Origin of the sequence: Amycolatopsis sp. cmx-11-12 (assembly GCF_046269425.1) — a bacterium.
Lineage (GTDB): Bacteria > Actinomycetota > Actinomycetes > Mycobacteriales > Pseudonocardiaceae > Amycolatopsis.
In genome coordinates this window covers 1-25485 of the sequence record NZ_JADNQM010000033.1, presented here as the reverse complement: position 1 = coordinate 25485, position 25485 = coordinate 1, and the positions used below count along the sequence as shown (strand labels likewise).

The following is a 25485-nucleotide window of genomic DNA, read 5'->3' as shown; positions in this document are numbered from 1 at the left end:
CATGTCAACACTCAATCGCGCAAACTCTGCTCAATCGTCACCTTTTCCGGTTCAGATACGACCAAGCTTGAGCGCACCAAGCAAACGCCGCACCTCGATGGCGACGGCGGACCGCCCGGCACCGAGGTACTTCCGCGGGTCGACCCGCTCCGGATGTGCGCGCCAGTCGTCGACGGCGGCCGCGGTGAACACCTTGTTGAGCTGGGTGGCGATATTGATCTTCGTCATCCCGGCTCGTACCGCCTCGGCCAGCCCGTCGTCGGGCACGCCCGACGAGCCGTGTAGCACCAGCGGCACCGGCACCCATTCCCGCAGCCTGCTGATCAGCTCGAAGTCCAGCGCGGCGTCACGGGTGAGCATGGCGTGCGAACTGCCGACGGCCACCGCCAGCGCGTCGACCCCGGTGGCCGCGACGAACTCCGCCGCCTCGTCCGGATCGGTGCGTGCGCCGGGGGCGTGGACGCCGTCCTTTCCCCCGACCTCCCCGAGTTCCGCCTCGACCCAGACTCCGTGGTCGTGGCAGTACGCGGTGATCTCCTTGGTGGCACGCACATTGTCGGCGTAGTCCAGTTTGGACGCGTCGAACATGACCGAGCCGAAACCGAGCGCGACCGCCTCGCGGACCAGATCCGGCGACTCGGCATGGTCGAGATGCACCGCGACCGGGGTGACGGCGCCCCTGGCCGCGGCGAGCGCCGCCGCGCCGACGGGAGCAAGTGAACCGTGGTACCTCACGGCGTTCTGGCTCAACTGCACGATCACGGGTGTTTCCGCCGCGGCGGCACCGTCCACGATCGCGGTGATGTGCTCCAGCTGGATCGCGTTGAACGCGCCACAGCCGTGCCGGGCCGCCGCGGCGGCGCCGACGATCTCCCCGGTTCCCACCAGAGGCATGACGGTTCTCCTAGTCCGGGCGGACGCGTACGGCGACCAGGCCCTGTTCCGCTTGGTAGTGCGCGAGGTCGACGTCCCCGGCGAGCGGGCCGAGCACCGCCGCACCGGACAACGCGACGGCCCGGCGCAGGATGTCCGGCCACGCTTCGCCACGGCTCAATCCCAGCGCCAGCGCCGCGACGGCAGCGTCACCCGCGCCGGTGGTGTTGCCGCGCAGCACAGTGGACGGTGCCGCGTGCCAGGTGCCGGACCCGGTCACCGCCAGCAGCCCCTCGGGGCCGAGCGAGACGACGACCGCTTCCGCCCCGGCCTTACGCAGTTCGGCCGCGGCGGACACCGGGTCACGCAGGCCGGTGACCTCGCGGAGTTCGTCGGCGTTCGGTTTGACGACCGACGGCCGCCCGGCCAGCCCGGCGAGCAGCGCTTCGCCGGAAGTGTCCAAGATGGACGGTGCGTCGCCGAACAGCTCGGCGTATCCCCCGGCGCCCGGCGGGAGGCTGCCCGAGCAGACGAGCACGTCCGGCTTTCGGGCCCGGACGGCGGCCGCAAACGCTTGCCATTCGCCGTCGGCCAGCCGCGGCCCGGGTTCGTTCAGCAGCGTGACCGAGCCGTCGTCCGCCAAGACCGTGGTGGTACGCCGGGTTTCCCCGCCGATCGGAACGACGTCGACGGGGATCTTCGCCGCCGCGAGGTCTTCCTCGACGGCGGCTCCCGTCGCGCCACCGGCGGTGAGGACCGCGCGGACGTCGGCACCGAGCGCGTGCAGCACCCGGGCCACGTTGACGCCCTTACCGCCGGCCCGGTACCGCACTTCCCTCGCCCGGTGCACGTCACCGGGCCGGAGACCGTCCACTGTGTACGTGACGTCCAGCGCGGTGTTCGGCGTGACGGTGACGATCACGACGGCCTCAGGTCAGGACGACGGATCGGGTGAGACTGCGAGGGTTGTCCGGGTCAAGCCCCTTGCGGGCGGCGATCGCCCCGGCGACACGCTGCGCGCGGACCAGGTCCGCGAGCGGGTCCAGGCCGCTCTCGACGAACAGGCCACCCGCGCGGGCGACGTCGTCGGCGAGTCCGTCCGGCGCCTGCCCGAACATCCAGGTGACGCGGCCGGGCTCGCTGATGCTGATCGGACCGTGCCGGTAGTCCCACGCCGGGTACGACTCCGTCCACAGCAGACAGGCCTCGCGGAACTTCAGCGCGGCCTCGTTCGCGATGCCCACCGACCAACCGGTGCCGAGGAAGCTGAACTGTTCCGCGGCGACCAGTTCGTCGGGCAGCGGCTCGGCGAGTACGCGTTCGGCCTGATCAGCGGCCACACTCAGGTCTTCACCGAGGTGTGCGCGCAGCATCGCCAGCGCCGTGGTGGCGAAGCGGGTCTGTACGACCGAGCGTTCGTCCACAACGGACAGATCGACGATAGTGTCCGCGGCGGCCTCGATCTCACCGGGCACACCGGTGATCGCGATGGTCGGCGTCTTCCCCCGCAGTTTCGCCAGCAGGGCGTGCACCTCGGTCGTCGTACCCGACCGGGTCAGCGCCACGACATGGTCGTACTCGCGGTCCGCCGGGAACTCCGACGCGGCGAACGCGTCGGTCTCGCCGAGCCCGGCGGATTCGCGAAGGACGGCGTACGCCTGGCCGATGAACCACGACGTACCGCAGCCGACGATCGCGACCCGCGCGCCCGGCGGGGGCAGCAGATCACTGTTCGCCGAGGCCAGCCCCGCCGCGTCCCGCCAGCAACCGGGCTGACTCGCGATCTCCGCCGCCATGAAGGTCCCGCTCATGAACTCCCCATCCGTGCCAGTTGTGCGCAGTAGCTGTCACGTTAGGTGCAGTTTTGTGCAACGTCAATGCTCCGCGAGTGCAGTTTCACGCATTTGGCTCGCTCAGATGTGCAGGATGGGCGGATCCGCTTCCGTCGCGGAGTGACTGGCGTCACTTCGAGAGCTGTCACAACCTCTTCGGCCCGCTCGTCATGTGTGCAGAAACCGACGGAGAGGAAAGATCATGGAAGCCCGAGTCAACCTGTTCGAGAACGAGGTCATCCTCAAGTTCGCCAAGCGCCTCGGCGCCGCGAACCGCCCGATCGAGGAGTCCTCGCTGCCGCACTCGACGCAGGAGTTGGTGAAGCTGCGCGCCAGCCAGATCAACGGCTGCGGTTTCTGCACCGACATGCACAGCAAGGACGCCGCGCACGCCGGCGAGACCTCCTTGCGGCTCAACCTGGTCGCCGCCTGGCGGGAAGCGAACGTGTTCACCGAGGCGGAGCGCGCGGCACTGGCGCTGACCGAAGAGGGCACTCGCATCGCCGACGCCCACCAAGGTGTCAGCGACGAGACCTGGGCGCAGGTGCGCAAGCACTACGACGACGAGCAGATCGGTGCCCTGATCGCCCTGGTCGCCACGATCAACGCGTACAACAGGCTCAACGTCATCGCCCGGACCCCGGCCGGCGACTACCAGCCCGGCCAGTTCGGCTGAGCCTCGCGTTCACCGACAACAGGGCTGCCTCGCAGGACAAGGGGCGAGGCGGCGTCGGCTGCTAAACCTTCGGAAACACTCGATCCGGAGGTTCAGCCCGTGCAACTCGACGTCCGCTTCTTCCCCGTGACCGGAACCCATCGGCTCAGCACCGACCTCGTCGGGCTCCGCGCGAACTTCCATTACGGCTCCGGGAACGTGCTGGAGCAGCACTACGCGGACCGGACGACGATGATCTGGACGGGTGTGTCGGGTGACTTCGCCGGTGTCCGGCAAAAGGAGGCGACGCTGCGCGTCTTCGAAACCGGGCCGGCGCAGTACTTCGTCACCTGGTACGAGACCGGGACCGTCGCGACGGCCGCGCACGGGGAGGTCTTCGACGGCGGCTACCCGATCGCGGTGATGGCCGACTTCGGCCAGTTGGTGGCGACGGCGGCCTACACGAACCCGCGCGAGGATGGCGGGCAGTACTTTTTGGTGGACCAGGCGACCATCGAGATCCTGGAGCGGCCGCACGGATGGCCTTCCTTTCCCGAGCCGCGTCCGTGAAGGACCCCTTCCTGTACTGGGGAAGGTGTGAAGGTCGCGTTTCCTCGGCTGAGCCGAGGAAAGGGGGCCTTCACGCGCCACCATTGTGACTGGGGCGCCAGACGTGTGCTTCCCGGTCCGTGAAGGCCTCCTTCCCTACTCTGAAGGTAGGGAAGGAGGCCTTCATGGACCGGACCTGCGACCAGCCCGACCCCGACGTTCCGGAGCCGGTCCCTCACGAACAACCGCTGAGCGCGCAAAGGCAAAGCCCCCACCCCCGACCGCTTCCATACTGACGGCCCGGAAGTCGGCAGGCAGGGAGCGCGAATGAGCAAGGACGACACGTCACTCGCCAAGAACGTCCTGGGCGTGCCAGGCATCGTCTTCCTCGTGCTCGCCGCGGTCGCGCCCTTGACCGGGATGGTCGTGATCGCGGCCATCGGCATCGCGGTCGGGAACGGCGGCGGCATGGTCGCGGCGTTCCTGCTGGCCACGGTCGTCCTGCTGCTGTTCGCGGTCGGCTACGCGCAGATGTCGAAAGTCCTCACCAGCGCGGGCGGCTTCTATGCCTTCGTGGTCAAGGGTTTGGGCCGGACCCCGGGTCTCGTCGCCGGTTTCATCGCGATGCTCGGCTACAACTGTTTCGTCGCGGGCGCGATCGGCACGAGCGGGTTCTTCACCTCCACCGCGATCGACACCGTCTTCGGGCTGAAGCTCGACTGGCTCTTCTGGAGCACGCTTTCGGTCGTGCTGGTGCTGCTGCTCAGCCGACGCGGAATCGCGGTCAGCGCGAAAGTGCTGGGGGTCTCGCTGATCCTCGAAGTGTCGATCCTGCTGATCATGGACTTCAGCGTGCTGTTCCGGCACGGCTTCTCCTTCGCCGCGTTCAGCCCGTCGGTCATCTTCCAGGGCGCGAGCGGCCTGGCGTTGTTGTTCGCCGCCAACGCTTTCATCGGATTCGAGGCAACGGCGTTGTTCGGCGAGGAGGCCAAGGATCCCAAGCGGACGATTCCCCGGGCGACCTACATCGCCATCGGGTTCATCGGGGTGTTCGCCGCGTTCACGACCTGGGCCGTGGTCAGCGCGATCGGTGCCGAGCAGGCACAGGACGTGGCCGCCGAGCACCTTTCGACCGGCGACCTGGTGCAGTCGGTCGCCCAGGAGTACCTCGGCGACACCTTGACCAAGGTGATGTTGCTGCTCCTGGTGGTCAGCCTGTTCGCGGCACTGCTGGCGCTGCACAATTCGGCCACCCGCTACCTGTACGCGCTGGGCCGGGTCGGCGTGTTGCCGCGGCTGCTGGGCAAGACCAACCCGCGCAACGGCGCGCCGCGCTACGCCTCGATCGTCCAGTTGGCCTTCGGATCGTTGGTGGCGCTGGCGTTCCGGCTCGCCGGGCTCGACCCGGTCGCCGACCTCACCGCGAGCATGACCGGCTTCGGCACGCTCGGAATCCTGGCCCTGCAACTGTTCGCGGCGGTGGCGATCCTCGTCCACTTCCGCCGGACCCGTGACCGCCGGATCGTGAAGACGCTGATCGCTCCCGGGCTCGGCGCGGTGGGGCTCGGACTCATCGTGACGCTGGCCATCCTCAACTTCCCGACACTCGCCGGGTCGAGCAACGGAGTCGTCCCGCTTCTGCCGTGGCTGCTCCTGATCGTCGCGCTGGCCGGGCTCGGGCTCGCCGTCTGGCTGCGCAAGTCCCGTCCCTCGGTGTACGCGGCGCTGGAGACCGATCTGGAACGCGAACCGGCGCCGTCAGACGTTGTTGGTCAGTGAGAGGTTGAACGAGTAGCGCGAGGCGCGGTAGACGTGCCATCCGTGCTCGACGACGCGGCCCGCGTCGTCGTAAGTGGTGCGGCGCATGGTGAGCAGCGCCGCCCCCGGCTTCTCCTCCAGCAGTTCGGCGTCCTCCTCGGTCGCCTGCCGGGCGCCGACGTTCTGCTGGGCCGCGTGCAGGCGGACCCCCGCGGCCCGCAGTAGCTGGTAGAGCCCCTTGTCTCGCAGCTCGTCGTCGTCCGGGTCGATGATGCCGTCGGGCAGGTAGTTGTTCATGATCGCCAGTGGTTCGCCGCCGGTCGAGCGCACCCGCTTCAGCCGCCGGACGTGAGTCAGGTCCGGTGTCTCGAGCCGCTCGGCCGCGTCTTCGCCGGCGGGCTCGACCCGATTGACCAGGACGACGGATTCCGGCTTGTCACCGAGTTCGCTGAGATCGTCGAAGAGGCTGCTCAACCGCAGCGGGCGGGCGACCTTGGTGCGGACGACCTGCGTGCCGACACCGCGTTTGCGGACCAGCATCCCCTGATTGACCAGTGACTGGATCGCCTGGCGGACGGTCGGCCGGGACAGGTGCAGCCGCGCGGCCAGGTCCAGCTCGTTGTCCAGTCTCGCGCCGTTCGGCAGCCTGCCGTCCTCGATCGCGGCGTGGAGTTGCCGCGCGACCTGGGAGTACAGCGGCTCCGGGCGGTCCGGATCCACCACGATCTCGCCGGGCGACCAGGGTTTCATGCGCGGAGCCTACCGCGATGGAACCACTATGACCTTATGTCCATATGTCTTGACAAAGTCTCCGGCGCCTTGCGATGGTCGAGTCACCACGGGAAGCCGGGAGGAACAAAGGGTGTCCGACACAGTACGCCGGGTAGTCACCGCACGGGTGCGCGATCCGGAGGCCATCGCGCTGGCCGCGACCACCCGGCGCCGGGCGAAATCACCGTTCAACGACAAGGGCCGCACGATGATCATCGCCGCGGACCATCCGGCGCGCGGCGCGAACGGCGTCGGCTCCGATCCCTTCGCGATGGCCGACCGCGGCGAACTGCTGGACCGCCTCGGCCTGGCGCTGGAGCGCCCCGGCGTCACGGGTGTGCTGGCGACGCCGGACATCATCGACGACCTGCTGCTCCTCGGCGTCCTCGACGGCAAGACCGTCATCGGCTCGATGAACCGCACCGGCCTCGCCGGGTCGAGCTTCGAGATCGACGACCGATTCGCCTGCTACGACGCCGAAGCGATCGAGCGGATGCGGTTCGACGGCGGCAAGACGCTCACCAGGATCTGCCTGACCGACCCGGCGACGCCCAGCGTCCTGGAGAACACCGCGAAGGCGATCAACGACCTGGCCGACCGGAAACTGATCGCGATGGTCGAACCGTTCCTCGCGGACTGGGTCGACGGACATCTCCGCAACGACCTCTCCCCCGAGGCCGTGATCCGCTCCATCACCATCGCCTCCGGCCTCGGCCGCACCTCGGCCTATACCTGGTTGAAACTCCCGGTGGTCAAGAACATGGAGCGCGTGCTGGCCGCGTCGACGTTGCCCGCCGTCCTGCTGGGCGGCGAGGTCAAGGATCCCGACGCCGCGTTCGCCGCCTGGCAACGAGCGCTCGCCCTGCCGACCGTGCAAGGCCTCGTGGTCGGCCGGTCCCTGCTCTACCCACACGACGGCGACGTCGCCAAGGCCGTCGATACGGCCGTCGGACTGCTGTGAATCCACTACCGCGAAAGGCTTTCCCGTGAAGACCATCGATCACTGGATCAACGGCACCGCGACCACGGCGGGCTCCACCCGCACCGCTCCGGTGTACGACCCGGCGGTGGGACGTCCGCAGGCGGAAGTGCTCCTCGCGGAACCGTCCGATGTGGACACCGCGGTGGCGGCCGCGGGCAAGGCGTTCGAGTCTTGGGGTGATTCGTCGCTGTCGCAGCGGACCAAGGTGATGTTCGCCTTCCGCGAGTTGCTGGTGCGGCACGAGGACGAACTCGCCAGGATCATCTCCTCGGAGCACGGCAAGGTGATCGACGACGCTCGTGGCGAGATCGTGCGCGGCCGCGAGATCGTCGAGTACGCCTGCGGGATCGCCGACGCGCTGAAGGGCGGGTTCTCCGACCAGGTCTCGCGGGACGTCGACGTCCACGACTTCCGGCAGCCACTCGGCGTCGTCGCCGGGATCACGCCGTTCAACTTCCCGATCATGGTGCCGCTGTGGATGCACCCGATCGCCATCGCGACCGGCAACACGTTCGTGCTCAAGCCCAGCGAACGGGTGCCATCCGCGTCCCGGCTGGTCGCCGAACTATACGCCGAGGCCGGACTGCCCGACGGCGTGTTCAACGTGGTCAACGGGGACAAGGTCGCGGTCGACGCGATCCTCGACCATCCCGGCATCTCGGCCGTGTCCTTCGTCGGGTCCACCCCGATCGCCAAGTACGTCCACGAACGCGCGACGGCCACCGGCAAACGCGTGCAGGCGCTGGGCGGAGCCAAGAACCACGCCGTCGTCCTGCCCGACGCCGATCTCGACTACGCCGCGAACCATCTCACGGCCGCCGCGTTCGGTTCCGCCGGGCAGCGCTGCATGGCGATCTCCATCGGCGTCGCCGTGGGTTCGGCCGGGGACGAACTGGTCGAGATCCTCAAGCGCAAGGCGGCCGAGATCACGGTCGGTCCCGGCCGCGACGTCGGCAACGACATGGGCCCTGTCGTCACCGAGGCCGCGCGACAACGGGTGATCGATTCCGTCACCCGGGGCGCGGAGCAGGGCGCGACCGTGGTGGTCGACGGCCGGGCGCTTGAAATCGAAGGCCACGCGGACGGGTTCTTCGTCGGACCGTCCCTTTTGGACAACGTGACCACGGAGATGGCCGCGTACCGTGAGGAAATCTTCGGGCCGGTGCTCGCGATCGTGCGAGTGTCCACTGTGGACGAGGCGATCGCGTTGATCAACGCGAACCCGTACGGCAACGGGACCGCCATCTTCACCGGAAGCGGCGAGGCCGCGCGGAGGTTCCAGCGGGAGGTGAAGGTGGGGATGATCGGGGTGAACGTGCCCATCCCGGTGCCGATGTCGTACTACTCCTTCGGCGGCTGGAAGGACTCCCTCATCGGGGACAGCCCGATCCACGGCCCGGCAGGCGTCCGGTTCTACACGCGGGCGAAGGTCGTCACGACGCGTTGGCCGCATACCGCCGCCGCCTTCACCTTCCCGACTTCGAGCTGACGCCCCGCAATTAGTCACCTGGTTGCGATCACACAAAGAGCGCAAGTAGGTGACTAATTGCGGGCGCGGAGCGGGGTTAGCGGAGCTGTTGTTGCCGTTTTCCGACGACTCGCCAGCCGACCGCCAGTACCACGACCAGCACCGGGATCGAGTAGAACGCGATCTTCTCCGCGCCGTCGGAGAAGCCCATCAGAACCACGACCAGCGCGAGGAAGCCCAGCGTCGCCCAGCCGCTGTAGGGCGCCCACGGCATCCGGTAGGACGGCCGTTCCAGCTCGCCGCGCAGCGCCGCCTGGCGCATCCGCATCTGGCAGAAGATCAGCGTCGCCCACGTCGTGATCACGCCGAGCGAGGCGATCGCGATCGCGATGTCGAAAGCGTCCTTCGGCACCAGGTAGTTGAGCACCACGCCCAGCACGTACGCGCCGGAGGTGAACAGGATTCCGCCGTAGGGCACGTGACGACTGCTCATCTTGCCGACGAACTTCGGCGCCTCGCCCTTGTCCGCCAGCGCCCGCAGGATGCGGCCGGTCGAATAGAGCCCGGAGTTGCAGCTCGACAGCGCGGCGGTGAGCACGACCGCGTTCATCACGTCGCCGATACCCGGGATCCCGAGCCGCGAGAAGACGGTGACGAACGGGCTCTCGCCGCCGTTGTAGAACGGCCACGGCAGCAGCATCGCCAGCATCAACACGGAACCGACGTAGAACACGCCGATCCGCCAGACCACGCCGTTGATCGCCTTCGGCAGCACCTTGCGGGCGTCTTTGGTCTCGCCCGCGGCGATACCGACGACCTCGATCGCCGAGTACGCGAAGATGACCGCCTGCAACGTCATCAGCGCGATGCCGATACCGGCCGGGAAGAATCCATGGTGAGCGGTCAGGTTGTGCACACCGGCCGTGGTGCCGCCGATGTCGGCGCTGGTGAGCACCAGCCCGATCGCGGTGATCAGGAAGACCACGATGGCCAGCACCTTGACCACCGAGAACCAGAATTCCAGCTCGCCGAACAGTTTCACCGAAAGGAGGTTCACCAGGATCAGGACGCCGAGGGCGACCAGGGCGGTGATCCACTGTGGCACGTCGGGCAGCCACTTGTGCACGTAGATCGCCACCGCGGTGATCTCCGCGATGCCGGTCATCGCCCAGTTCACCCAGTACATCCAGCCGGAGGCGAAACCCGCCCACGGCCCGATGAACTTGCGGGCATAGGTGACGAAACTGCCGGAAGTCGGCTCGTGCAGCACGAGCTCACCGAGCGCGCGCATCACGAAGTACGCGGCGATGCCGCAGAGCGCGTACGACAGGACCAGCGACGGCCCGACCTGCTGGAGCTTGCCACCGGCACCGAGGAACAGCCCGACACCGATCGCACCGCCGATGGCGATCATCTGCACTTGGCGGTTGCCCAGTGCTTTTGAGTAGCTTTCACCTTTTTCGGTGAGCAGCGAGGAATCCATGGTTGCCAGACGCTAGAGCGTGTGCGGCACGTCACCAACGTTGCTAAGGAAGACTTAAGGTGTGCGGGACGTCACTCTGGCGGTTTTACCGGTATTTCCCTTTTCGATTTGACAAATTCACCCGCGAACCCCGATCTTCGCGCGCGAAGGCGGCCTCCTACGCTACGGCCGTGGACCTCGCAGCGTTGCTGGACCGGATCGCCGACGACGTCGCGCCGGAGATCGGCCGCGGCGCCGTCGCGGACTACATCCCCGCCCTGGCCAGGGTCGAGCCGCGGCAGTTCGGCATGGCGGTGGCCGAAGTGGACGGTGGGGTGCACGGTGTCGGTGACTGGGAAGCGCCGTTCTCCATCCAGAGCATGTCGAAGGTCTTCACCCTGGCGCTCGCGCTCTCCCACGGCGACGGCGTGTGGACGCGAGTGGGCCGCGAGCCGTCCGGCAACCCGTTCAATTCGCTGGTGCAACTGGAGAACGAGGACGGGATCCCCCGCAATCCCTTCATCAACGCCGGAGCGCTGGTGGTGACCGACGAATTGGCGCACCACGGCGACGCGGCCGAAACGCTGCTTCGGTTCCTCCGCGAGGAAAGCGGTCGCGCGGACATCGGAATCGACGCCGAGGTCGCCGCGTCGGAGGCCGGGCACGCCGACCGCAACCGCGCCCTCGCGTACTTCATGGCGTCCTACCGGAACATGCGCAATCCGGTGCCCCGCCGTCCTCGACCAGTACGTGCGCCAGTGCTCGATCGCGATGAACTGTGCGGACGTCGCACGCTCGGCGGTGTTCCTCGCCCGCCACGGCATCCGCAACGACGGCACCCGGCTGCTCGGGCTGAGCGCCGCCAAGCGGGTCAACGCGGTGATGCTGACCTGCGGAACCTACGACGCGGCCGGCGAATTCGCCTACCGCGTCGGGCTTCCCGGCAAGAGCGGGGTCGGCGGCGGCATCGTCGCGATCGTCCCCGGCCGGTGCGCGGTCTGCGTGTGGAGCCCCGGGCTGGACGCGCGCGGCAACTCCGTCGCGGGCGTCGCGGCACTGGACCGGTTCACCACGCTGACCGGCTGGTCGATCTTCTAGCGGCTCAGGTGCTGGGCCGCCCCATTTCGTGTCCCGGCCGTCCGTCGGTCCGCCGCCGTCGCTTGATCCGCTCCTCGTGCAGGTGCCGTCGCCCGCCGGTGAGGTCACCGGCGACGTCCCGCGTCATCCTGCGGAAGGCCGCGTAGTAACCGTCGTCGTACTCCTCGATCAGCTGGAAGGTCCACCGCTCCGGCAGCACGTTGAGCCCGATCAGCTCGGTCCGGATCCGCTCGGCCCACTCGGGATGCCCTGCCTTCCGGAGTTCCTCCGAGGCTTCGTCGAGTGCGAAGTCGGCGCTTCCCGTGAGGTGGTGGAAGGCGTACAGATGGCCTCGCGCCTGCTCGACCGTTTCGAGCGCGGCGACCAGTTTGCCGACGGCGTCGACGGTCGCGTCGTCGGGTTCTGAAGGTGATTCCGGCATGACCTTTGATTCCCCTGACCGGGCGGTTTCACACCACCCTCATCGGTGGTTTTCGACGGCGATCCTGGCGAACGAGCGGATCAGCGGGCTCTCCCGTCCGGTCACCCACGCCACGACGAGCGGGCTCGGCGGCATGTCGGCCAGCGGCACCCAGGTGAGCCCGTCGGGCAGGGCGTGCCCGAGTGGCGCAATACCCGCCGTGCCGTTCCACAGGACGGCTTGCAGGCATTCGCTGACCGTGCGCACCACCGGGCCGGCCGGTCGCTCCCCGATCGGCGCCGCCCCGTTCCAGTACACACGCCACAGCGGGTCCGTCCCGTCTGGCAGTTGGAACCAGGGCCGATCGGCGACGTCGGCCAGCGCGATCGACTCACGACCGGCGAGCGGGTCGCCGGTGCGCAGGACGAGCCCGACCGGGTCGGAGCGCAGGACGCGGACGCTGATACCGGTTTCGTCGAACGGCGACCGGGTCAGCGCGACGTCGGCAAGTCCTGCACGCAAACCGGTGGTGGGGTCGGTGAAATCCGCCTCGCGGAAGCGGATCGAGACCTCGGGATGACGTCGTCGGAACGCCGCGGCCAGCCGGGTGCCCGCCTCCCCCGCCCCGTCGGCGAGGGTGCCGACGGTGAGTGTCGCGGGGCCTGCCGCCGCCGTCACGCGAGCGCGGGCCCGCTCGGCCTGGTCCAGCAGGGTACGGGCCTCGGCGTACAGGGTGGTCCCGGCCGCGGTGGGCTCGACGCCGGCGGCCGAGCGGAGCAGCAGCACGACCCCCAGGTCGCTTTCCAGCTGCTGGATGGCCCGGCTCAGCGGCGGCTGGGTCATGTGCAGCCGCGCGGCGGCCCGGCCGAAATGCCGCTCCTCGGCGACGGCCACGAAGTAGCGCAGCAGGCGAAGTTCCATCACCGGCGATGATACCCAGCCGGTATCGGGGCGGGAAGATCGGACTTGGACGGCGGAGGGGTCCCGGCGGCACATTCGGCTCATGCCCTTCGAACCACTCACCCACGAGCCCGCCGTCGATCCCGGCCAAGCCCGCGAAATCGCCCGCGACGTCGTCGTGATCCCGAACCTCGGTGTCGACCTCGTCCCCAACATCGGCGTCATCGGCGGCGAGCATTCGGTACTCGTCGTCGACACCGGGCTGGGTCCGCGCAACGCCGAAAAGGTGCTCGCCTTCGCGACCGAACACGCCCGCGGCCGCAGGCTGTACCTGACCACGACGCATTTCCACCCCGAGCACGCGTTCGGCGCGCAGGTTTTCGCGGACCACGCGACCTACCTCGTCAACGGTGCGCAGGCGGCGGACCTTGTCCACAAAGGACCGGCCTACCTGGAGATGTTCCGCGGCCTCGGCGCTCCGGTCGCGCGGAACCTGGAAGGCGTCGACCTGGTCGCACCGGACGTGGTCTACGACGACCGCTACGACCTCGATCTCGGTGGACGGGTCGTGCGCCTGGAGGCCACCGGCCGCGCCCACAGCAAGGGCGATCAGGTGGTGACCGTCCCCGACGCGGGCGTGCTGTTCACCGGGGATCTGATCGAGGCCGGCCAGTTCTCGATCTTCCCGTGGTTCCCGCCGTACGACACCGATGTGTCGGGACAGCGGTGGATCGAAGTGCTCCGAAGGCTGGCCGCCGCCGGGCCGGACATCGTCGTCCCCGGCCACGGCGACGTCTCCGGACGCCGGATCCTCACCGACGTCCGCGAGTACCTCGAACTGCTGCGCGACGAGACCTGGAAGCGGCGCGACTCGGCTCTCCCCGAAGAGACCATCGCCGCGGAGGTCGAAGCGCTGATGATCGAACGCCACCCCGAGTGGGAAGGGCGGGATTGGATCGCGAAGGGCGTCGGCTGCTTCTGCGCGGAACACTCAGGCCATGAGGCAGCAAGCGCCGGTGAAGCAGCCGAAGGCCCCTCCGCTTGACGCGTTCGTCCAGTTGTCGAAGTGATCGATCACGACGTCGACTTCGGTCTGCCCTACCGCGGTGACGTCGAACCCGGAGTCGGCGAAGAAGCGGCGGATGTCGTCGGAAACGGCGGTCTTCATTGGAATTCTCCCTGTCGAACCTGCGGTGTTCGGTACCGGAATCGTGCAGGTCCGGCCCCGTCGGCCGACAGTGCGAAGCGCCATGGGCGACGTGTGGTTTTCGTCTACTCCATTCGGCGGTCGAGGGTTACTTGAAGATGGCGATGGGATGAACGACGAGTTCGCCGGTTTCGGGGTCCCAGTCCTCGACCTTGCCGAGGCACCGGGCCCGGAACGCGCCGGCGGGCACGGAATCCCGCAGGTCGCCGGTCACACAGGTGAACCGGATCCGCCTGCTCTTCTCCGGGTCGTCCGGGTTTCCGTACGGTGCGACGAAAACCGTCTCGTCGTCGGTCTGGGATCGTTTGCGGAACAGGCCCTTCACCGAGACGAACGCGTCGACGCCACGCAGCCGCGTCTTGAGCTGGCGGGTGCTCTCGGCACCGTCGGACCAGCCGAGTTCCTTGACCAGCGCGCGGTTGTGGACGAGTTCCTGTTTCGACAGATCGACGTAGATGATGTCGTGGTGCTTCTCCAGCACCTTCATCACGATGCCGATCACGGTGATCGGTTCGGCCTTGTGGATGTACCGCCGGAACTCCTCGTTGGTGTCGGTGCGCTCCGATTCCCCTTTGAGCGGACCGAATCCACCCGATCCCCAGAACCGCCAGCCCCGGCTCCGCCGTTTCTCCACCTCCTGTTCCAGTGCCTCGTTGTACCGGTGCAACTGATAGAGGCCCATCACGGATTTCGCGTGCAGGTAGAAGCCGATGCCCCGGATCATTCCCTGATCGCCGTCGGACCGCGTGCGGCGCCAGTGTTTCACGAAGATCACGATCGCGACGACGAAAGCGACCAGGGTCAGCACCCAGACGGCCAGCCACAGTCCCCAGACGTCCCACCACAGATTATCGGCAGCCACGGATCTCCTTGAACGCGTCGAGCAGGGATGTCGAGTTCGCGTCGACCAGATGACCACCGGTGGCCACGGCCGCGCGATCGAGTTCGGCGGGATTCGCCTCGCCGAACCGGACGGTGTACGTGTGCACGCCGGATTCCCTTGGCGCGCGCAGGAATTCTTCGATGCCCTGGCCGGCGTTGCTCTCACCGTCGGTCATCAGCACGATCGAGACGTTCTGGCCGGGTTCGGCCCGCCGATGGGCACCTGCCTTCGCATAGGCCTCACCGAGCGCCGACCAGACGGCGGTGTTGCCGTCGAAGTCGTCGGTGGCGATGAAGGCCCGCAGCGCGTCGAGATCCCGCGGCCCGTTGATCGTGAACTCCTGGTCCCCCAGTATCTTCCCGCCGAAGCGCAGGACCGTGAGCCGCTCGCCGCGGTAGAAGCGATCGAAACCGCCGCCCGCTTCGCTCAGCCCGGCGAAAGTCGCCCTGAGCGCGGCGATCCGCGACCCCTTCATCGAACCGGAGAAGTCCAGTACGAAGATCACTCGCCCGGGTTTCCAGCCCGCGGGATCGGCGTAGTCGTCGAGCAGTTTGTCCACCACGGCCGGGTTGTCGGGGAAGTAGAGCGAGTTCCCGGTCGAGGCGGGCAGCCTCGGATCCAGCCCCACGTCACCGATGACCGGCCGCCGGAGGGTTCTTTCCATCAGTTTCTTCTGTGTCGCAGGGCTTCTGACCCAGGAGACGACCTTGTCGTACGCCTCTCGCTTGGCCGGGTCGAGCAGCAGGATCGGGTAATCCGCCTGGACGATGCCGTCGCGCGGGTACACCAGTTCCAGCGGTGCCTTGAGCCTGCCGCTGCCGTTCAGCGTGAGCAAAGTGGACTCGTAGCCGATGAACGCGCCGACTTCCTGGTGCTCGGCGAACCGATCGGCCAACGCGGCCGCCGTGTCCGCGGTGACCGTGTGCCCGGTGCGGAAGCCCTGCAGCTTGTCGCACTTCACGTCCTCGAGCCGCAGCGCCGCCCCGGTGCCCGCGGCTGCCGTCGCCACCCCGACGAGAGAGATGAGCCCGCTGGTCGCCGTGGCGGGGTTAGCCATCGCGAACCGGAACGATCCGCTCGCGGCGGCGTCCGCGAGGTCCGCCCAGGACAGCTTGCCGTCCGGTTTGCCACGGCGCAGTTCCGCCGCCTTCGCCGGGGTCATCCCGACGACGACCGGCGAGATCATGGTCTTGGTGGCGAGCGGCCGTTCGCCCTTGTCCGCGGCCCGCCGGAAGTCGAGCTGGAAGAACCGGTCGGTGGAAAGCCAGGCGAGGTCGTGCGAGGCCCTTCCGGGGATGAGGGCGGTACTCGTGTTCACGGTTCCCTGGAAATCCATTTCCAGCTCGATTCCGGTTTCCTCGCGGAGTTCGCCGAGGAGCGGCCCGAGATCGGCGAGTTCGGGACTGGCCAGGACGCGCAGTTTCACCTGCTGTCCACCGCTCGTACACGCGGCGGCCACCAGGAGCAGGCAGCACAGGACCATCAGGAGTCGTTTCACGAGCAGTCCCCGACGGTCTTGATCATCTCTTCCAGCACCAGGTTGTCCGGCAGTGGCGTGGTGCTGTCGTTGTCCGCGATCTCCGGGGTCGGCAGCCCCTGTTCGCGCAGGAAGTCGTACAACCGCGCGCTTTTCGTGCTGCCGGCAGGGGTCGCCACACCGAACCCGAGCTCCATCGCGCGGCGCTGTAGATCGGGATCGAAGGTGATCAGTTCGCCAAGGCGTTCCGCTTCCGGTTTCAGGGCGAGGAACTGCGGCTTCGTCAGAATGTTGTCCTTGGGGTACAGCAGGACGCGGTCCGGATCCTGCCGCCCGCTCTGCGCCTTGGCCCGCAACTGCATGGCGAGGTACTGGTGCTCGTAGATGACGACGATCGGTTTGTCGCCCTCGGCCAGATTCGCGTAGGACTCGGACAGGTCGGACGACGAGAAGCCCTGCGCGGCCACGAGCGGTTTGACCCGGACGGCCAGTTCCTTCGCGCTCGACAGGTTCGGCGGCCCGGCGGGCACACCGGCCGGTGGCGGATCGACGACCGGGACATGGCGGCCGTTTTCGAGGAACGCCAACAGAATCAGATACGTCGCGCCGGAATTGGATTCGCAGACGTTCGAGGTCTGGGCGAGCACCTGGTTCCCGTTCGCCGCGCCGAAGTCGCCGACGCGCAGCGAGTCCCAGGTCACCTTCTTCCTCATCGTCTGGATGAACTTCTCGGTGTCCAGTGTGTAGTAGAGCGGGTCCTGCCCCGGCGGTTTCGACGCGATCCCCTCACGCGCCAGCGTATCGGCGTAGCGGCGGTACGTGGCGAGGACGATCGGGCTGGTGAACGGCTGCCGTGCACTGCCCGTCCACTGGTTCGCCCTCGACCGGCGGACGAGTCCCGCCGCAGGCTCACCGGACATGAACACGAAGTCGTACTCGCTGAGGTCGTGCGTGGCCGTGTCCCTGGATCCCGCCCTGGTCACGTGGACCCGGATGTGGTGGCGCATCAGGATTTCCTGGACCTTCGCGTCCTCGAAGAGATCCGATTTGGAACCCATCTTGCCGCGCAGGACCAGTGTCTGCTGAAAGGGCACCACGACCGTCCCGGTCAGGAGCAGCACGATCAGGCCGCTCACGGCGAGGGCCAGCGCGGGCCCGAAACTGCGGAGAAAACGACGGCGCAGAAAGAACGCCGAAGGCTTTGGTCGGATGGTGAGCTGGGGTTCTTCACGAAGCGATCTATCGGTGGTCACCGATTTCCTCCCCGAATGTCCGGCAAGGCCCATTTTACCGGGATACACCGACAGAAAAGCACGTCTCGATTCGGCTTCCCGCCGCTTCAGGACCCACCCTCACCAGGCCGGGAGGCCGGACGGTTAGGCTCTTCGGTGGCGAAAACAGCCATGCACCACGACGCCGGGAGATCTGAACCGCCATGCTGGACCGAGCAGTCATCGACGCCCTCTTCCCCGCCGACCTGCCCGAACCCGAGCACTGGGAACAGCGTTACCCCGCCCGCGAGCTCCCCGAGGGCGCCCTGGTCACCCGTTTCGGCCCATCGCCCACCGGATTCGTCCACATCGGCGGGGTCTACGTCGCCACCATCGACCAGGACGTCGCCCGCCGCAGCGGCGGTCGCTACCTGGTCCGCGTCGAGGACACCGACCGGTCCCGCGAGGTCGAAGGAGCCATCGACCAGTTCGAGCGTGGCTTCGCCTACTTCGGCCTTGCCGCCGACGAGGACATCCACCGCGGTGGCGACTACGGCCCGTACCAGCAGTCCGAGCGCGAGCAGATCTACCTGACCTACGTCCGCCATCTGCTCCGCCTCGGCCGCGCGTACCTCGACTTCGCCACCAAGGACGAGCTGGCGGCGATCACCGCCCGGCAGCAGGCCACGAAGCTGCCGACCGGCTACTACGGTTCCTGGGCGATCTGGCGTGACGCCGACCCCGCCGACGTCCAGGCCAAGCTCGACGCCGGCGACCCGTACGTCGTGCGGTTCCGCGCGCCGGACGACACCGGCGCCCGCGCGCGCTTCACCGACGCCATCCGCGGCCCGCTCGAGGCCGAGGCCAACCGCAACGACGTCGTCATCCTCAAGAGCTCCGACCAGAGCCCGCGGCTGCCGACCTACCACTTCGCGCACGCCGTCGACGACCACCTGATGCGCGTCAACCTGGTCATCCGCGGCGACGAGTGGATCTCGTCGGTGCCGACGCACCAGCAACTGTTCGACGCGCTCGCCTTCGAGCCGATCACGTACGCGCACATCGCGCCGCTGATGAAGCAGGAAGGCGGCAGCAAGCGCAAGCTGTCGAAGCGCAAGGACCCGGAAGCGAGCGTCGACTTCTACATCGAGTCCGGCTACCCCACGAAGGCCGTCCTCTACTACCTGCGCGGCCTCGCCAACGGCCGTCTCGCCGAAATGCCGCTCGAGGAGGCTCTGGCCGAGCCGATCAACCTGGACGAATGCGGTGTCGCCGGCCCCCTGGTCGACCTGGTCAAACTCGACGACATCTCGGCCGACCACATCGCCACCCTGTCCGGCGCCGAGATCCTCGCCGAGGTGAGCGCCTGGGCCGAGCGGTTCGACCCCGCGCTGCGGACCGTCCTGGACGCCGAGCCCGACCTCGCGCTCCGTGCGCTGGCCGTCGAGCGCGACGGGGCCGAGAATCCGCGCAAGGACCTGAAGAAGTGGAGCGAGTTCCGCGCCGTCTACGGCTTCTTCTTCCCGCAGCTGCACGCCGCCGTCGAAGGTCCCGACGACGAGCGCATCGCCGCCCTCGGCGTCGACCGCGACGTCGTCCAGGCCGTGGCGCGCGACTTCGTCGAGAACTACCAGCAGCTCGACGACGGCCAGGAGTGGTTCCAGCAGATCCGCGACGTGGCCGCGAAGCACGGCTTCGCGAAGAACGCCAAGGAGCTCAAGAAGAACCCCGAGGGTTACCCGGGTTCCATCCGGGAGGCTTCGCAGATCATCCGGATCGCGATCACCGGCTCGACCCGGAGCCCGGACCTGCACTCGATCACGCAGGCACTGGGGCGCGAGGAGACGCTGGGGCGGTTCGCCGGTCTCATCGGCTAGGTCTGGTTTGAAGTACCTGAAACGTGGCTCCCGGCAAAGTTAAGATCTTGCAGGTCAGACGGCTATTCGCCGCCTGCGTGAGGCTGACGATGAAGGAATGGGGACGTTGAATGTCCCCATTCCTTCACCGTCAGCGGGCACACCGGTTGCGGAGCCCCCCGGGCGGGGAAGAATCCGGACGTTCAACGTCCGGAATCCTCCCCGCTCGGCCCTTGCGGGGCACTAACGATGTCAAGCCCGGATTACCAAGAGCACCGCTGACCAGCAGCCCTGCGACTTTGCCGGGACCCTGACTCTCAAGGTAGGGAAGGAGGCCTTCACGTACTTCAGGTGGACGCCGAGCGCGAGGACCCTCCTGCGGGAGATCGGTGAGGCCGCGCAGCGCGGATGGTTCGCTCAGGCCGTTTTCGAACTCGTCAAGGTCGCGCATCCGGAACGGAATCCGTGATCGTGACCCCGGCCTCATCGCAGGGAGCCGACCGTTCGCATTCGCACGCGCGGGCCTAACCTGATCTCGAATCCCACTCCGATCACGTCAGGTTGCCGCGTGCCCTCATCGTCTTCGCTGTCGTTGTCCGGCATGCGGCCTTCCTGGCTTTCGCCGAAGGTCGCCCGCACCGAGATCCTGGCCGGACTCGTAGTGGCACTGGCGCTGATCCCGGAGGCGATCTCGTTCTCGATCATCGCGGGCGTCGACCCGAGCATCGGACTGTTCGCGTCGTTCACGATGGCCGTGGTGATCTCCGTCGTCGGCGGCAGGCCCGCGATGATCTCCGCGGCCACCGGCGCGATCGCGCTCGTGGTCGCCCCGATCGCCCGTGAACACGGCCTCGGGCATCTGATCGCCACGGTGATCCTCGGCGGGCTGTTCCAGATCGCGCTCGGTTCGCTCGGCGTGGCCAAGCTGATGCGGTTCGTCCCGCGTAGCGTCATGGTCGGCTTCGTCAACGCGCTCGCCATCCTGATCTTCCTGGCTCAGGTGCCCGAACTCATCGACGTGCCGTGGCCGGTCTACCCGCTGTTCGCCGCGGGCCTGGTGCTGATGGTGCTGTTCCCCCGCTTCACCAAGGTGGTCCCGGCACCGCTGGTGTCGATCGTCGCGCTCACCGCGCTGACCATCGGCGCCGGGATCGCGGTTCCGACCGTTGGCGACAAGGGCGCGCTGCCGTCCTCCCTGCCGGTGCCGGGACTGCCGGAAGTCCCGTTCACCATGAGCACGTTCGCCCTGCTCGCCCCGTACGCACTCGCCTTCGCGCTGGTGGGGCTGATGGAGTCGCTTATGACGGCGAAGCTGGTCGACGACATCACCGACACCCGCTCGAACAAGACCCGCGAGGCGATCGGCCAGGGCATCGCGAACGTCATCACCGGCTTCTTCGGCGGTATGGGCGGTTGCGCGATGATCGGCCAGACGATGATCAACGTGAAGACCGCCGGAGCCCGCACGCGGCTCTCCACGTTCCTGGCCGGTGCCTTCCTCATGGTCCTGTGCATCGTCTTCGGCCCGCTGGTGTCCCGGATCCCGATGGCGGCACTCGTCGCGGTGATGGTGCTCGTCGCCTTCGGCACCTTCGACTGGCACTCGATCGCGCCCTCGACCCTGAGGCGCCTGCCCGCGGGCGAGATCATCGTCATGGTCGTGACCGTGGCGGCCGTCGTGGCCACCGACAATCTCGCCATCGGCGTCGTCCTCGGCTCGATCGTCGCGATGATCATCTTCGCGCGCCGCGTCGCGCACCAGGTCGAGGTCACCGCGGTCACCGACCCGGACGGCACCCAGGTCGTCTACGCGGTCACCGGCGGGCTGTTCTTCGCCTCCAGTAACGACCTCGTCCACCGGTTCGACTACGTGAACGACCCAGACTCCGTCGTCGTCGACCTCACCGGCGCCCGCATCTGGGACGCCTCCACCGTGGCCGCGCTCGACGCCGTAACCGGCAAGTACCAGGCGCGGGGCAAGACCGTCGAGATCGTCGGTCTCGACGAGCACAGCGCGACCCTGCACGGCAGGCTTTCCGGAGAGCTCACCGGCGGCCACACAGGGTGAAACGCTCGGCGCCCGACAGACGACTTACCCGGTACGCAAGTACGGAAAGTTGTGGTCGATGAGCGCTGATCGCGTTGTCCAGCTGTGCTGGGAGCCCAGGCAGGTGGCCGCCGGGCACTCGGCGCTGTCCTATTCCGGTATCGCCGTGGTCCGCCACCGCGACGGCGAAGTCGTCGGCCGCATCTGGGTGCCGGTCGGCGACGAACCGACCTTCGATGACGACGAGGCCCTGATCGCCGCCCTGCACGCCGCGTGGCGATGGAGCAGACCGGCCGCCTGATCATCCACTTAGGACGGTTTACTCGTCGCCCGACTTGTACCGGCGCCGGAGTTCCTCTTCCTGTTCACGCGACGACTTGTCCACCCAGCGCCCGTGGACCATGTCGTTCTCCGTGTAGTCCGCTCGCCGCGAGGCCCAGCTCGGCAGCATGATCTTGCGGGTTCCGCCTCGCCCCCGATCGCGCAGATCGGTGAGGACGGCGATGCCGATCACCAGTACGAGTACGCCGAGCGCTATCCAGATTCCGACCATGTCCGCTCCCCCGCAGATGAAGTCAGTTTCCCCCAGGGTAGCGCCGAACTCTCCCCAGGTCGGCATCCTTTCCGGGCCAAGACCAAGCCGATCGGCGAGCTGCCTCGAAATGGTCGGTCCGAAGATCCAGCCCGCGCGTCGCGGTGACACCGCGGAGCCCGGGAATCGCCCGGTGACGTGCGGAGCCACCCCGGGCGGGAAGGAGATCGCCCGTGTTTGGCAAGCGCTATGCCGCTTCGATGATCAACCGCAGTGCCGAGAACGCCCAGGATCGGCGCCGTTTCCTGCGGGCCGCGGGGGTGACCGGGCTCGGCGTCGTCGGGGCGGGGGCACTCGGCGGCCTGGCCGGTCCGGCCGCTTCCGCCGTCACCTCGCGCCCGGCCGCCGCCGAAACCGCGGCCGAGGGGGTCAGTGACGCCGCGGTCCTCAACTTCGCCCTCAACCTCGAGTACCTCGAAGCCGAGTTCTATCTGCACGCCGTCACCGGAAAGGGGCTCGCCGACTCGTCGACCACCGGAACCGGCACCCGCGGCGGGGTCACCGGCGGCCGGGCGGTGAAGTTCAAGACGAAGGCCGCGAAGCAGTACGCCCAGGAGATCGCCGGCGACGAGAAGGCACACGTCGAGTTCCTGCGCGCCGCGCTGGGTTCGGCGGCGGTCAGCCGTCCGGCGATCGATCTCCAGGCCAGCTTCACGGCCGCGGCGCAGGCCGCAGGCCTGGTCAAACGCGGTCAGAGCTTCGACGCGTTCGCCTGCGAGGAGAACTTCCTCCTGGCGGCGTATCTGTTCGAGGACGTCGGCGTCACCGCCTACAAGGGCGCCGCGCCGCTGATCAGCAACAAGACCTACCTCGAAGCCGCGGCCGGGATCCTCGCCGTCGAGGCGTACCACGCCGCGAACATACGCACCGCGCTCTACCAGCACACCGGTGGGCTGCTGGGGCTCGGCCTGCTCGGCCGGGACCTCCGCGAAGCCAGCGTCAAGCTCTCCAACGCGCGCGACAGCCTCGACGGCGGCACAGACCTGGACCAAGGCGTCGTCGACAAGAACGGCCGGGTGAACATCGTGCCCACCGACGCCAACGGCATCGCCTACAGCCGCTCCCCCGGCCAGGTCCTCAACATCGTCTACCTGACGCCCAAGGCCGTGACCTCCGGCGGCTTCTTCCCCAAGGGCGTCAACGGGGAGGTCAACACCAGCGCGGCCAACGGCTGAGCCTCGCTCACCCGGCTGAGGTCCGCTGCCGCCGTTCCGCCGCGTCCGATCCGGGCACGCGGCGGAACGGCGGCCAGGATGGGGCGGCGGTTGCGGATCAGGGCAGCGAGCGCGATGACCCCGTAGACACCGCGCAGGACGTAACGCGCAGTCTGTCCTGGCAGTGCGAACTGCACCGCGACAGGGTCCAGGCCGCTCACTGCGGGAAGCGCAGCGCCAGCCACTGCACGAGTTGGAACCGGTCGATACCCAGTTCCGTTCCGACACCGATCAGGTTGTGCGCGAACGGTTCCGCGCTCGCGAGGATCACCACGGCGGCGAACACGAACAGCGTCACCACCATCGTGCGGCGGGACCGTTTGGGCAGCGCGCCGAGGGTGGCGGCGGGCCCCGGCCAGCCGAGGCCGAGCAGCAGCCGGTCATGTTCGCCGCGGCATAGGATTCGAGCCCGCCGTGTAGGCGAAGTACAGGTCGACGGCGTATTCGGGCAGGACCGCCGGAGAACCGCAGGACGAGCGCGGGAACGGTCAACCCGGCGCACAGGCCGATCGGCCTCAGTCGTTTGACGATCACGAACCGAGATTCACGTCGCCCGACGGGTTATCACAACCGTTTCCCCGTTCGCCGATTTGGCGAGAATTCCTTTGCGGAACAAGGGAAACGGAAGATCGTCATACCGAACTCCGGACGTCGTCCCCCGCAGCATTCGGGCCGGGCAGCGCCGATCCCGCCACAGCGCGGCGGGTTCACGCGTTCGGCTCACCGCCGCCGCGCGGGCATGACGGTAGCCGGTGTCCGCGAGGTCTCGCGGACACCGGCTACCGGGGGCGGTCAGCCCCGGGCGTTCGGGTCGATCACGTCGCCTGCCAGCCCGGTGGCGGCGTCACCGACGGCACCAGTGGAGTCGACGACGCCCTGTCCGGCCGCGGTGGCCGAATCGACGGCGTCCTGGCCGGCGGTGGTGGCGTTCTCGGCGAGGCCCTGCCCGGTCTCGGCCAGGCCACCGGCGGCCTGAGTGGCCTGGTCGGCGGCACCGGAAAGGTCGACGCCGGTCAGCTCGCTGACCTTGTCACCGGCACCGCCCAGCAACTCGGCGGCCTTCTCCTTGAGCGAGTCGAACAGGCTCATCAGGGGTACTCCTCGGATCGGTCGAGCGGGTGCGACTGAAGGTTCACAGTACAGGACAAATCGGTCACACCGTGCAACGGGCCTTCAACTGTCCACAAGGGACGATCTATCCGAGGCAGTGCTCATCCTGATGGTCAGAGGCAGGGAGGCTGGTAGCGATCGATCGCGAGACCACGGAAATCGAGCTTGTTCGGGGTCTTGCCGACGAAGACCAAGCCCCGCGCTTCGACCAGAGCCGAAGCGAAGGAGTATGCGGGCTTGCCCAGTTCCGGCAACGTCGTCCACGCGTCGGGTGCGAAGCTGAAGAACTTTTTCACGAGCTTCCCACCGGTCGACGGCACCTTCGTGAGCCACTTGTCGCCGCCGCTCCAGTGCGAGGCCGGGCGCAGCTGAACATAGAGGTCGTCGGTCGCGCTGTAGGTCATCCAGAAACCGGCGGATTTCGAAAGATCGGCCTGCGCCTCGAACTGATTCCCCAGCCAGACGACGACCACATGCCATTCGGCGTTGAGGAAGGTCACCTTGGCCGCGTAACCGCCACGTTCGCGGACGAGCAGACTGCCGGTCGCCGGAACCGTCGTACCCTCGCCGGACGCGAGCCATTGCTGCAACCGGTCGATCGACGGGGTCGCGCATTCACAGCCGTGCCGAGGCGGATGCCCACCGGACGCGTTCGCGACGGCTCCGGGAACGATCAGCGAGACCATGAGCACGGACGCGGCCACCGCGAGCGTCCGAATGAAGGGAACCCTGGATCCTCCGCGCATTCCGGGAAGCTAGCACAGGGATCGCCGAAAACCTTCGCGCAGCGGGAAAGTAGGTCACGGTGCTCCGCTCAGTGGGAACCATCCTTTGTGGATGATCGATGCTCAGCCCGCCGTCGGAAACTTCGTCGCGCAACTCGTCGACTAAATGCGATGGACGAGCGAGGCCGATCACCTGCCGACCTCGCGATAGATGCCATGGGCGACGATTTCCATCGAAAGTATTCACGTCGAGCCGACCACATCACCCTTCAGTGGTAAACGTACCGTTTCATTGTTGCTTAAAATTACGAACACATGTTCGACAGGAATCCGGTATTATGGAGGTGTGTCCGAGACGATCCTTCCCGAGTTGCCGCAGGAACTGTGGCGCGCTGGCAAGCTGGAGCTTGCCCAC

Annotated in this window: 26 protein-coding genes and 1 pseudogene; 12 read left to right on the top strand and 15 right to left on the bottom strand. The window is 67.7% G+C overall.

Translation table 11 applies throughout. The annotated features are described in order from the left end of the window. Window positions 1-51 precede the first annotated feature (51 nt). The 3 genes from ACLARN_RS33685 to ACLARN_RS33675 are packed head-to-tail and all read right to left on the bottom strand — an operon-like array spanning window position 52 to window position 2684. Window positions 52-894 (bottom strand): ketose-bisphosphate aldolase, encoded by an 843-nt coding sequence (locus ACLARN_RS33685; RefSeq protein WP_409495513.1) that lies wholly within the window; start codon window positions 892-894, stop codon window positions 52-54. Between the two features lie 10 nt (window positions 895-904). Continuing rightward, complete coding sequence (locus tag ACLARN_RS33680) at window positions 905-1795, bottom strand: 1-phosphofructokinase family hexose kinase (RefSeq protein ID WP_409495512.1); 891 nt, start codon at window positions 1793-1795, stop codon at window positions 905-907. A 7-nt stretch (window positions 1796-1802) separates the two neighbouring features. Further along, window positions 1803-2684 (bottom strand): SIS domain-containing protein, encoded by an 882-nt coding sequence (locus ACLARN_RS33675; protein WP_409495511.1) that lies wholly within the window; start codon window positions 2682-2684, stop codon window positions 1803-1805. Between the two features lie 223 nt (window positions 2685-2907). Here ACLARN_RS33675 and ACLARN_RS33670 point away from each other — a divergent pair, with 223 nt between their 5' ends. The 3 genes from ACLARN_RS33670 (at window position 2908) to ACLARN_RS33660 (ending at window position 5688) form a co-directional block, all read left to right on the top strand. After that, entirely contained in the window at window positions 2908-3381 is a 474-nt protein-coding gene (locus ACLARN_RS33670) for a carboxymuconolactone decarboxylase family protein (RefSeq protein WP_409495510.1), read from the top strand. Between the two features lie 99 nt (window positions 3382-3480). Next, the gene (locus ACLARN_RS33665; RefSeq protein WP_409495509.1) at window positions 3481-3930 is read left to right on the top strand and encodes a MoaF C-terminal domain-containing protein; all 450 of its coding nucleotides are present in this window, start codon (window positions 3481-3483) and stop codon (window positions 3928-3930) included. A gap of 306 nt (window positions 3931-4236) precedes the next feature. Next, window positions 4237-5688, top strand: a complete 1452-nt coding sequence (locus ACLARN_RS33660; protein WP_409495508.1) for an APC family permease — start codon at window positions 4237-4239, stop codon at window positions 5686-5688. On the opposite strand, the gene ACLARN_RS33655 is transcribed toward ACLARN_RS33660, so the two are convergent. Continuing rightward, window positions 5668-6417 carry a GntR family transcriptional regulator gene (locus ACLARN_RS33655; RefSeq protein WP_409495507.1) on the bottom strand — a complete coding sequence of 250 codons (750 nt, stop codon included), beginning with the start codon at window positions 6415-6417 and terminating at the stop codon, window positions 5668-5670. The two genes, ACLARN_RS33660 and ACLARN_RS33655, sit on opposite strands and share 21 nt — an antisense overlap. A 112-nt stretch (window positions 6418-6529) precedes the next feature. Between ACLARN_RS33655 and ACLARN_RS33650 the strand changes: the two genes are divergently transcribed. Together ACLARN_RS33650 and ACLARN_RS33645 are read left to right on the top strand one after the other, a co-directional pair. Beyond that, window positions 6530-7399 (top strand): aldolase, encoded by an 870-nt coding sequence (locus ACLARN_RS33650; protein ID WP_409495506.1) that lies wholly within the window; start codon window positions 6530-6532, stop codon window positions 7397-7399. 25 nt (window positions 7400-7424) lie between these two features. Continuing rightward, the gene (locus ACLARN_RS33645; RefSeq protein ID WP_409495505.1) at window positions 7425-8909 is read left to right on the top strand and encodes a CoA-acylating methylmalonate-semialdehyde dehydrogenase; all 1485 of its coding nucleotides are present in this window, start codon (window positions 7425-7427) and stop codon (window positions 8907-8909) included. 76 nt (window positions 8910-8985) lie between these two features. On the opposite strand, the gene ACLARN_RS33640 is transcribed toward ACLARN_RS33645, so the two are convergent. After that, window positions 8986-10371, bottom strand: a complete 1386-nt coding sequence (locus tag ACLARN_RS33640) for an amino acid permease (protein WP_409495504.1) — start codon at window positions 10369-10371, stop codon at window positions 8986-8988. 170 nt (window positions 10372-10541) lie between these two features. On the opposite strand from ACLARN_RS33640, the pseudogene ACLARN_RS33635 reads away from it, so the two are divergent. Next, window positions 10542-11448, top strand: a pseudogene (locus ACLARN_RS33635) (glutaminase). Window positions 11449-11452: 4 nt separating this feature from the next. On the opposite strand, the gene ACLARN_RS33630 reads toward ACLARN_RS33635, so the two are convergent. Next, window positions 11453-11869, bottom strand: a complete 417-nt coding sequence (locus tag ACLARN_RS33630) for a hypothetical protein (RefSeq protein ID WP_409495503.1) — start codon at window positions 11867-11869, stop codon at window positions 11453-11455. A gap of 39 nt (window positions 11870-11908) precedes the next feature. Next, a complete protein-coding gene (locus ACLARN_RS33625; RefSeq protein ID WP_409495502.1) occupies window positions 11909-12769 on the bottom strand; it encodes a LysR substrate-binding domain-containing protein in 861 nt (286 codons plus the stop codon). Window positions 12770-12851: 82 nt separating this feature from the next. On the opposite strand from ACLARN_RS33625, the gene ACLARN_RS33620 reads away from it, so the two are divergent. Continuing rightward, entirely contained in the window at window positions 12852-13793 is a 942-nt protein-coding gene (locus ACLARN_RS33620) for an MBL fold metallo-hydrolase (RefSeq protein ID WP_409495501.1), read from the top strand. On the opposite strand, the gene ACLARN_RS33615 is transcribed toward ACLARN_RS33620, so the two are convergent. From ACLARN_RS33615 to ACLARN_RS33600, 4 genes are all read right to left on the bottom strand, one after another. Beyond that, the gene (locus ACLARN_RS33615) at window positions 13740-13916 is read right to left on the bottom strand and encodes a hypothetical protein (protein WP_409495500.1); all 177 of its coding nucleotides are present in this window, start codon (window positions 13914-13916) and stop codon (window positions 13740-13742) included. The genes ACLARN_RS33620 and ACLARN_RS33615 overlap by 54 nt on opposite strands. Before the next feature lie 127 nt (window positions 13917-14043). After that, window positions 14044-14817 carry a hypothetical protein gene (locus ACLARN_RS33610; RefSeq protein WP_409495499.1) on the bottom strand — a complete coding sequence of 258 codons (774 nt, stop codon included), beginning with the start codon at window positions 14815-14817 and terminating at the stop codon, window positions 14044-14046. Beyond that, window positions 14804-16336, bottom strand: coding sequence for a substrate-binding domain-containing protein (locus tag ACLARN_RS33605; protein WP_409495498.1), 1533 nt, complete (start codon window positions 16334-16336; stop codon window positions 14804-14806). The genes ACLARN_RS33610 and ACLARN_RS33605 overlap by 14 nt, the downstream gene beginning before the upstream one ends. Next, entirely contained in the window at window positions 16333-17568 is a 1236-nt protein-coding gene (locus ACLARN_RS33600) for a hypothetical protein (protein ID WP_409495497.1), read from the bottom strand. Before ACLARN_RS33600 ends, ACLARN_RS33605 begins: the two co-directional genes overlap by 4 nt. A 182-nt stretch (window positions 17569-17750) precedes the next feature. On the opposite strand from ACLARN_RS33600, the gene ACLARN_RS33595 reads away from it, so the two are divergent. The 3 genes from ACLARN_RS33595 (at window position 17751) to ACLARN_RS33585 (ending at window position 21730) form a co-directional block, all read left to right on the top strand. Further along, window positions 17751-19403 carry a glutamate--tRNA ligase gene (locus ACLARN_RS33595; RefSeq protein ID WP_409495496.1) on the top strand — a complete coding sequence of 551 codons (1653 nt, stop codon included), beginning with the start codon at window positions 17751-17753 and terminating at the stop codon, window positions 19401-19403. 580 nt (window positions 19404-19983) lie between these two features. After that, window positions 19984-21450, top strand: coding sequence for a SulP family inorganic anion transporter (locus ACLARN_RS33590; RefSeq protein WP_409495569.1), 1467 nt, complete (start codon window positions 19984-19986; stop codon window positions 21448-21450). 58 nt (window positions 21451-21508) lie between these two features. Continuing rightward, on the top strand, window positions 21509-21730 hold the full coding sequence (locus ACLARN_RS33585) for a hypothetical protein (protein WP_409495495.1): 222 nt from the start codon (window positions 21509-21511) through the stop codon (window positions 21728-21730). 18 nt (window positions 21731-21748) lie between these two features. Here the strand turns inward: ACLARN_RS33585 and ACLARN_RS33580 are convergent, their stop codons facing one another. Beyond that, window positions 21749-21982, bottom strand: a complete 234-nt coding sequence (locus ACLARN_RS33580) for a hypothetical protein (RefSeq protein ID WP_409495494.1) — start codon at window positions 21980-21982, stop codon at window positions 21749-21751. A 212-nt stretch (window positions 21983-22194) separates the two neighbouring features. On the opposite strand from ACLARN_RS33580, the gene ACLARN_RS33575 reads away from it, so the two are divergent. After that, window positions 22195-23196: a ferritin-like domain-containing protein gene (locus ACLARN_RS33575; RefSeq protein WP_409495493.1), complete on the top strand. Its 1002-nt coding sequence runs from the start codon at window positions 22195-22197 to the stop codon at window positions 23194-23196. A 196-nt stretch (window positions 23197-23392) separates the two neighbouring features. Here ACLARN_RS33575 and ACLARN_RS33570 read toward each other — a convergent pair whose 3' ends face one another. The 3 genes from ACLARN_RS33570 to ACLARN_RS33560 form a co-directional block, all read right to left on the bottom strand. After that, window positions 23393-23737, bottom strand: a complete 345-nt coding sequence (locus tag ACLARN_RS33570; RefSeq protein ID WP_409495492.1) for a hypothetical protein — start codon at window positions 23735-23737, stop codon at window positions 23393-23395. Window positions 23738-24027: 290 nt separating this feature from the next. After that, entirely contained in the window at window positions 24028-24324 is a 297-nt protein-coding gene (locus tag ACLARN_RS33565; protein WP_409495491.1) for a hypothetical protein, read from the bottom strand. 134 nt (window positions 24325-24458) lie between these two features. Next, complete coding sequence (locus tag ACLARN_RS33560; RefSeq protein ID WP_409495490.1) at window positions 24459-25091, bottom strand: hypothetical protein; 633 nt, start codon at window positions 25089-25091, stop codon at window positions 24459-24461. Between the two features lie 190 nt (window positions 25092-25281). On the opposite strand from ACLARN_RS33560, the gene ACLARN_RS33555 reads away from it, so the two are divergent. Beyond that, window positions 25282-25485 (top strand): hypothetical protein (locus ACLARN_RS33555; protein ID WP_409495489.1); only part of this gene is annotated, 204 nt, incomplete at its 3' end.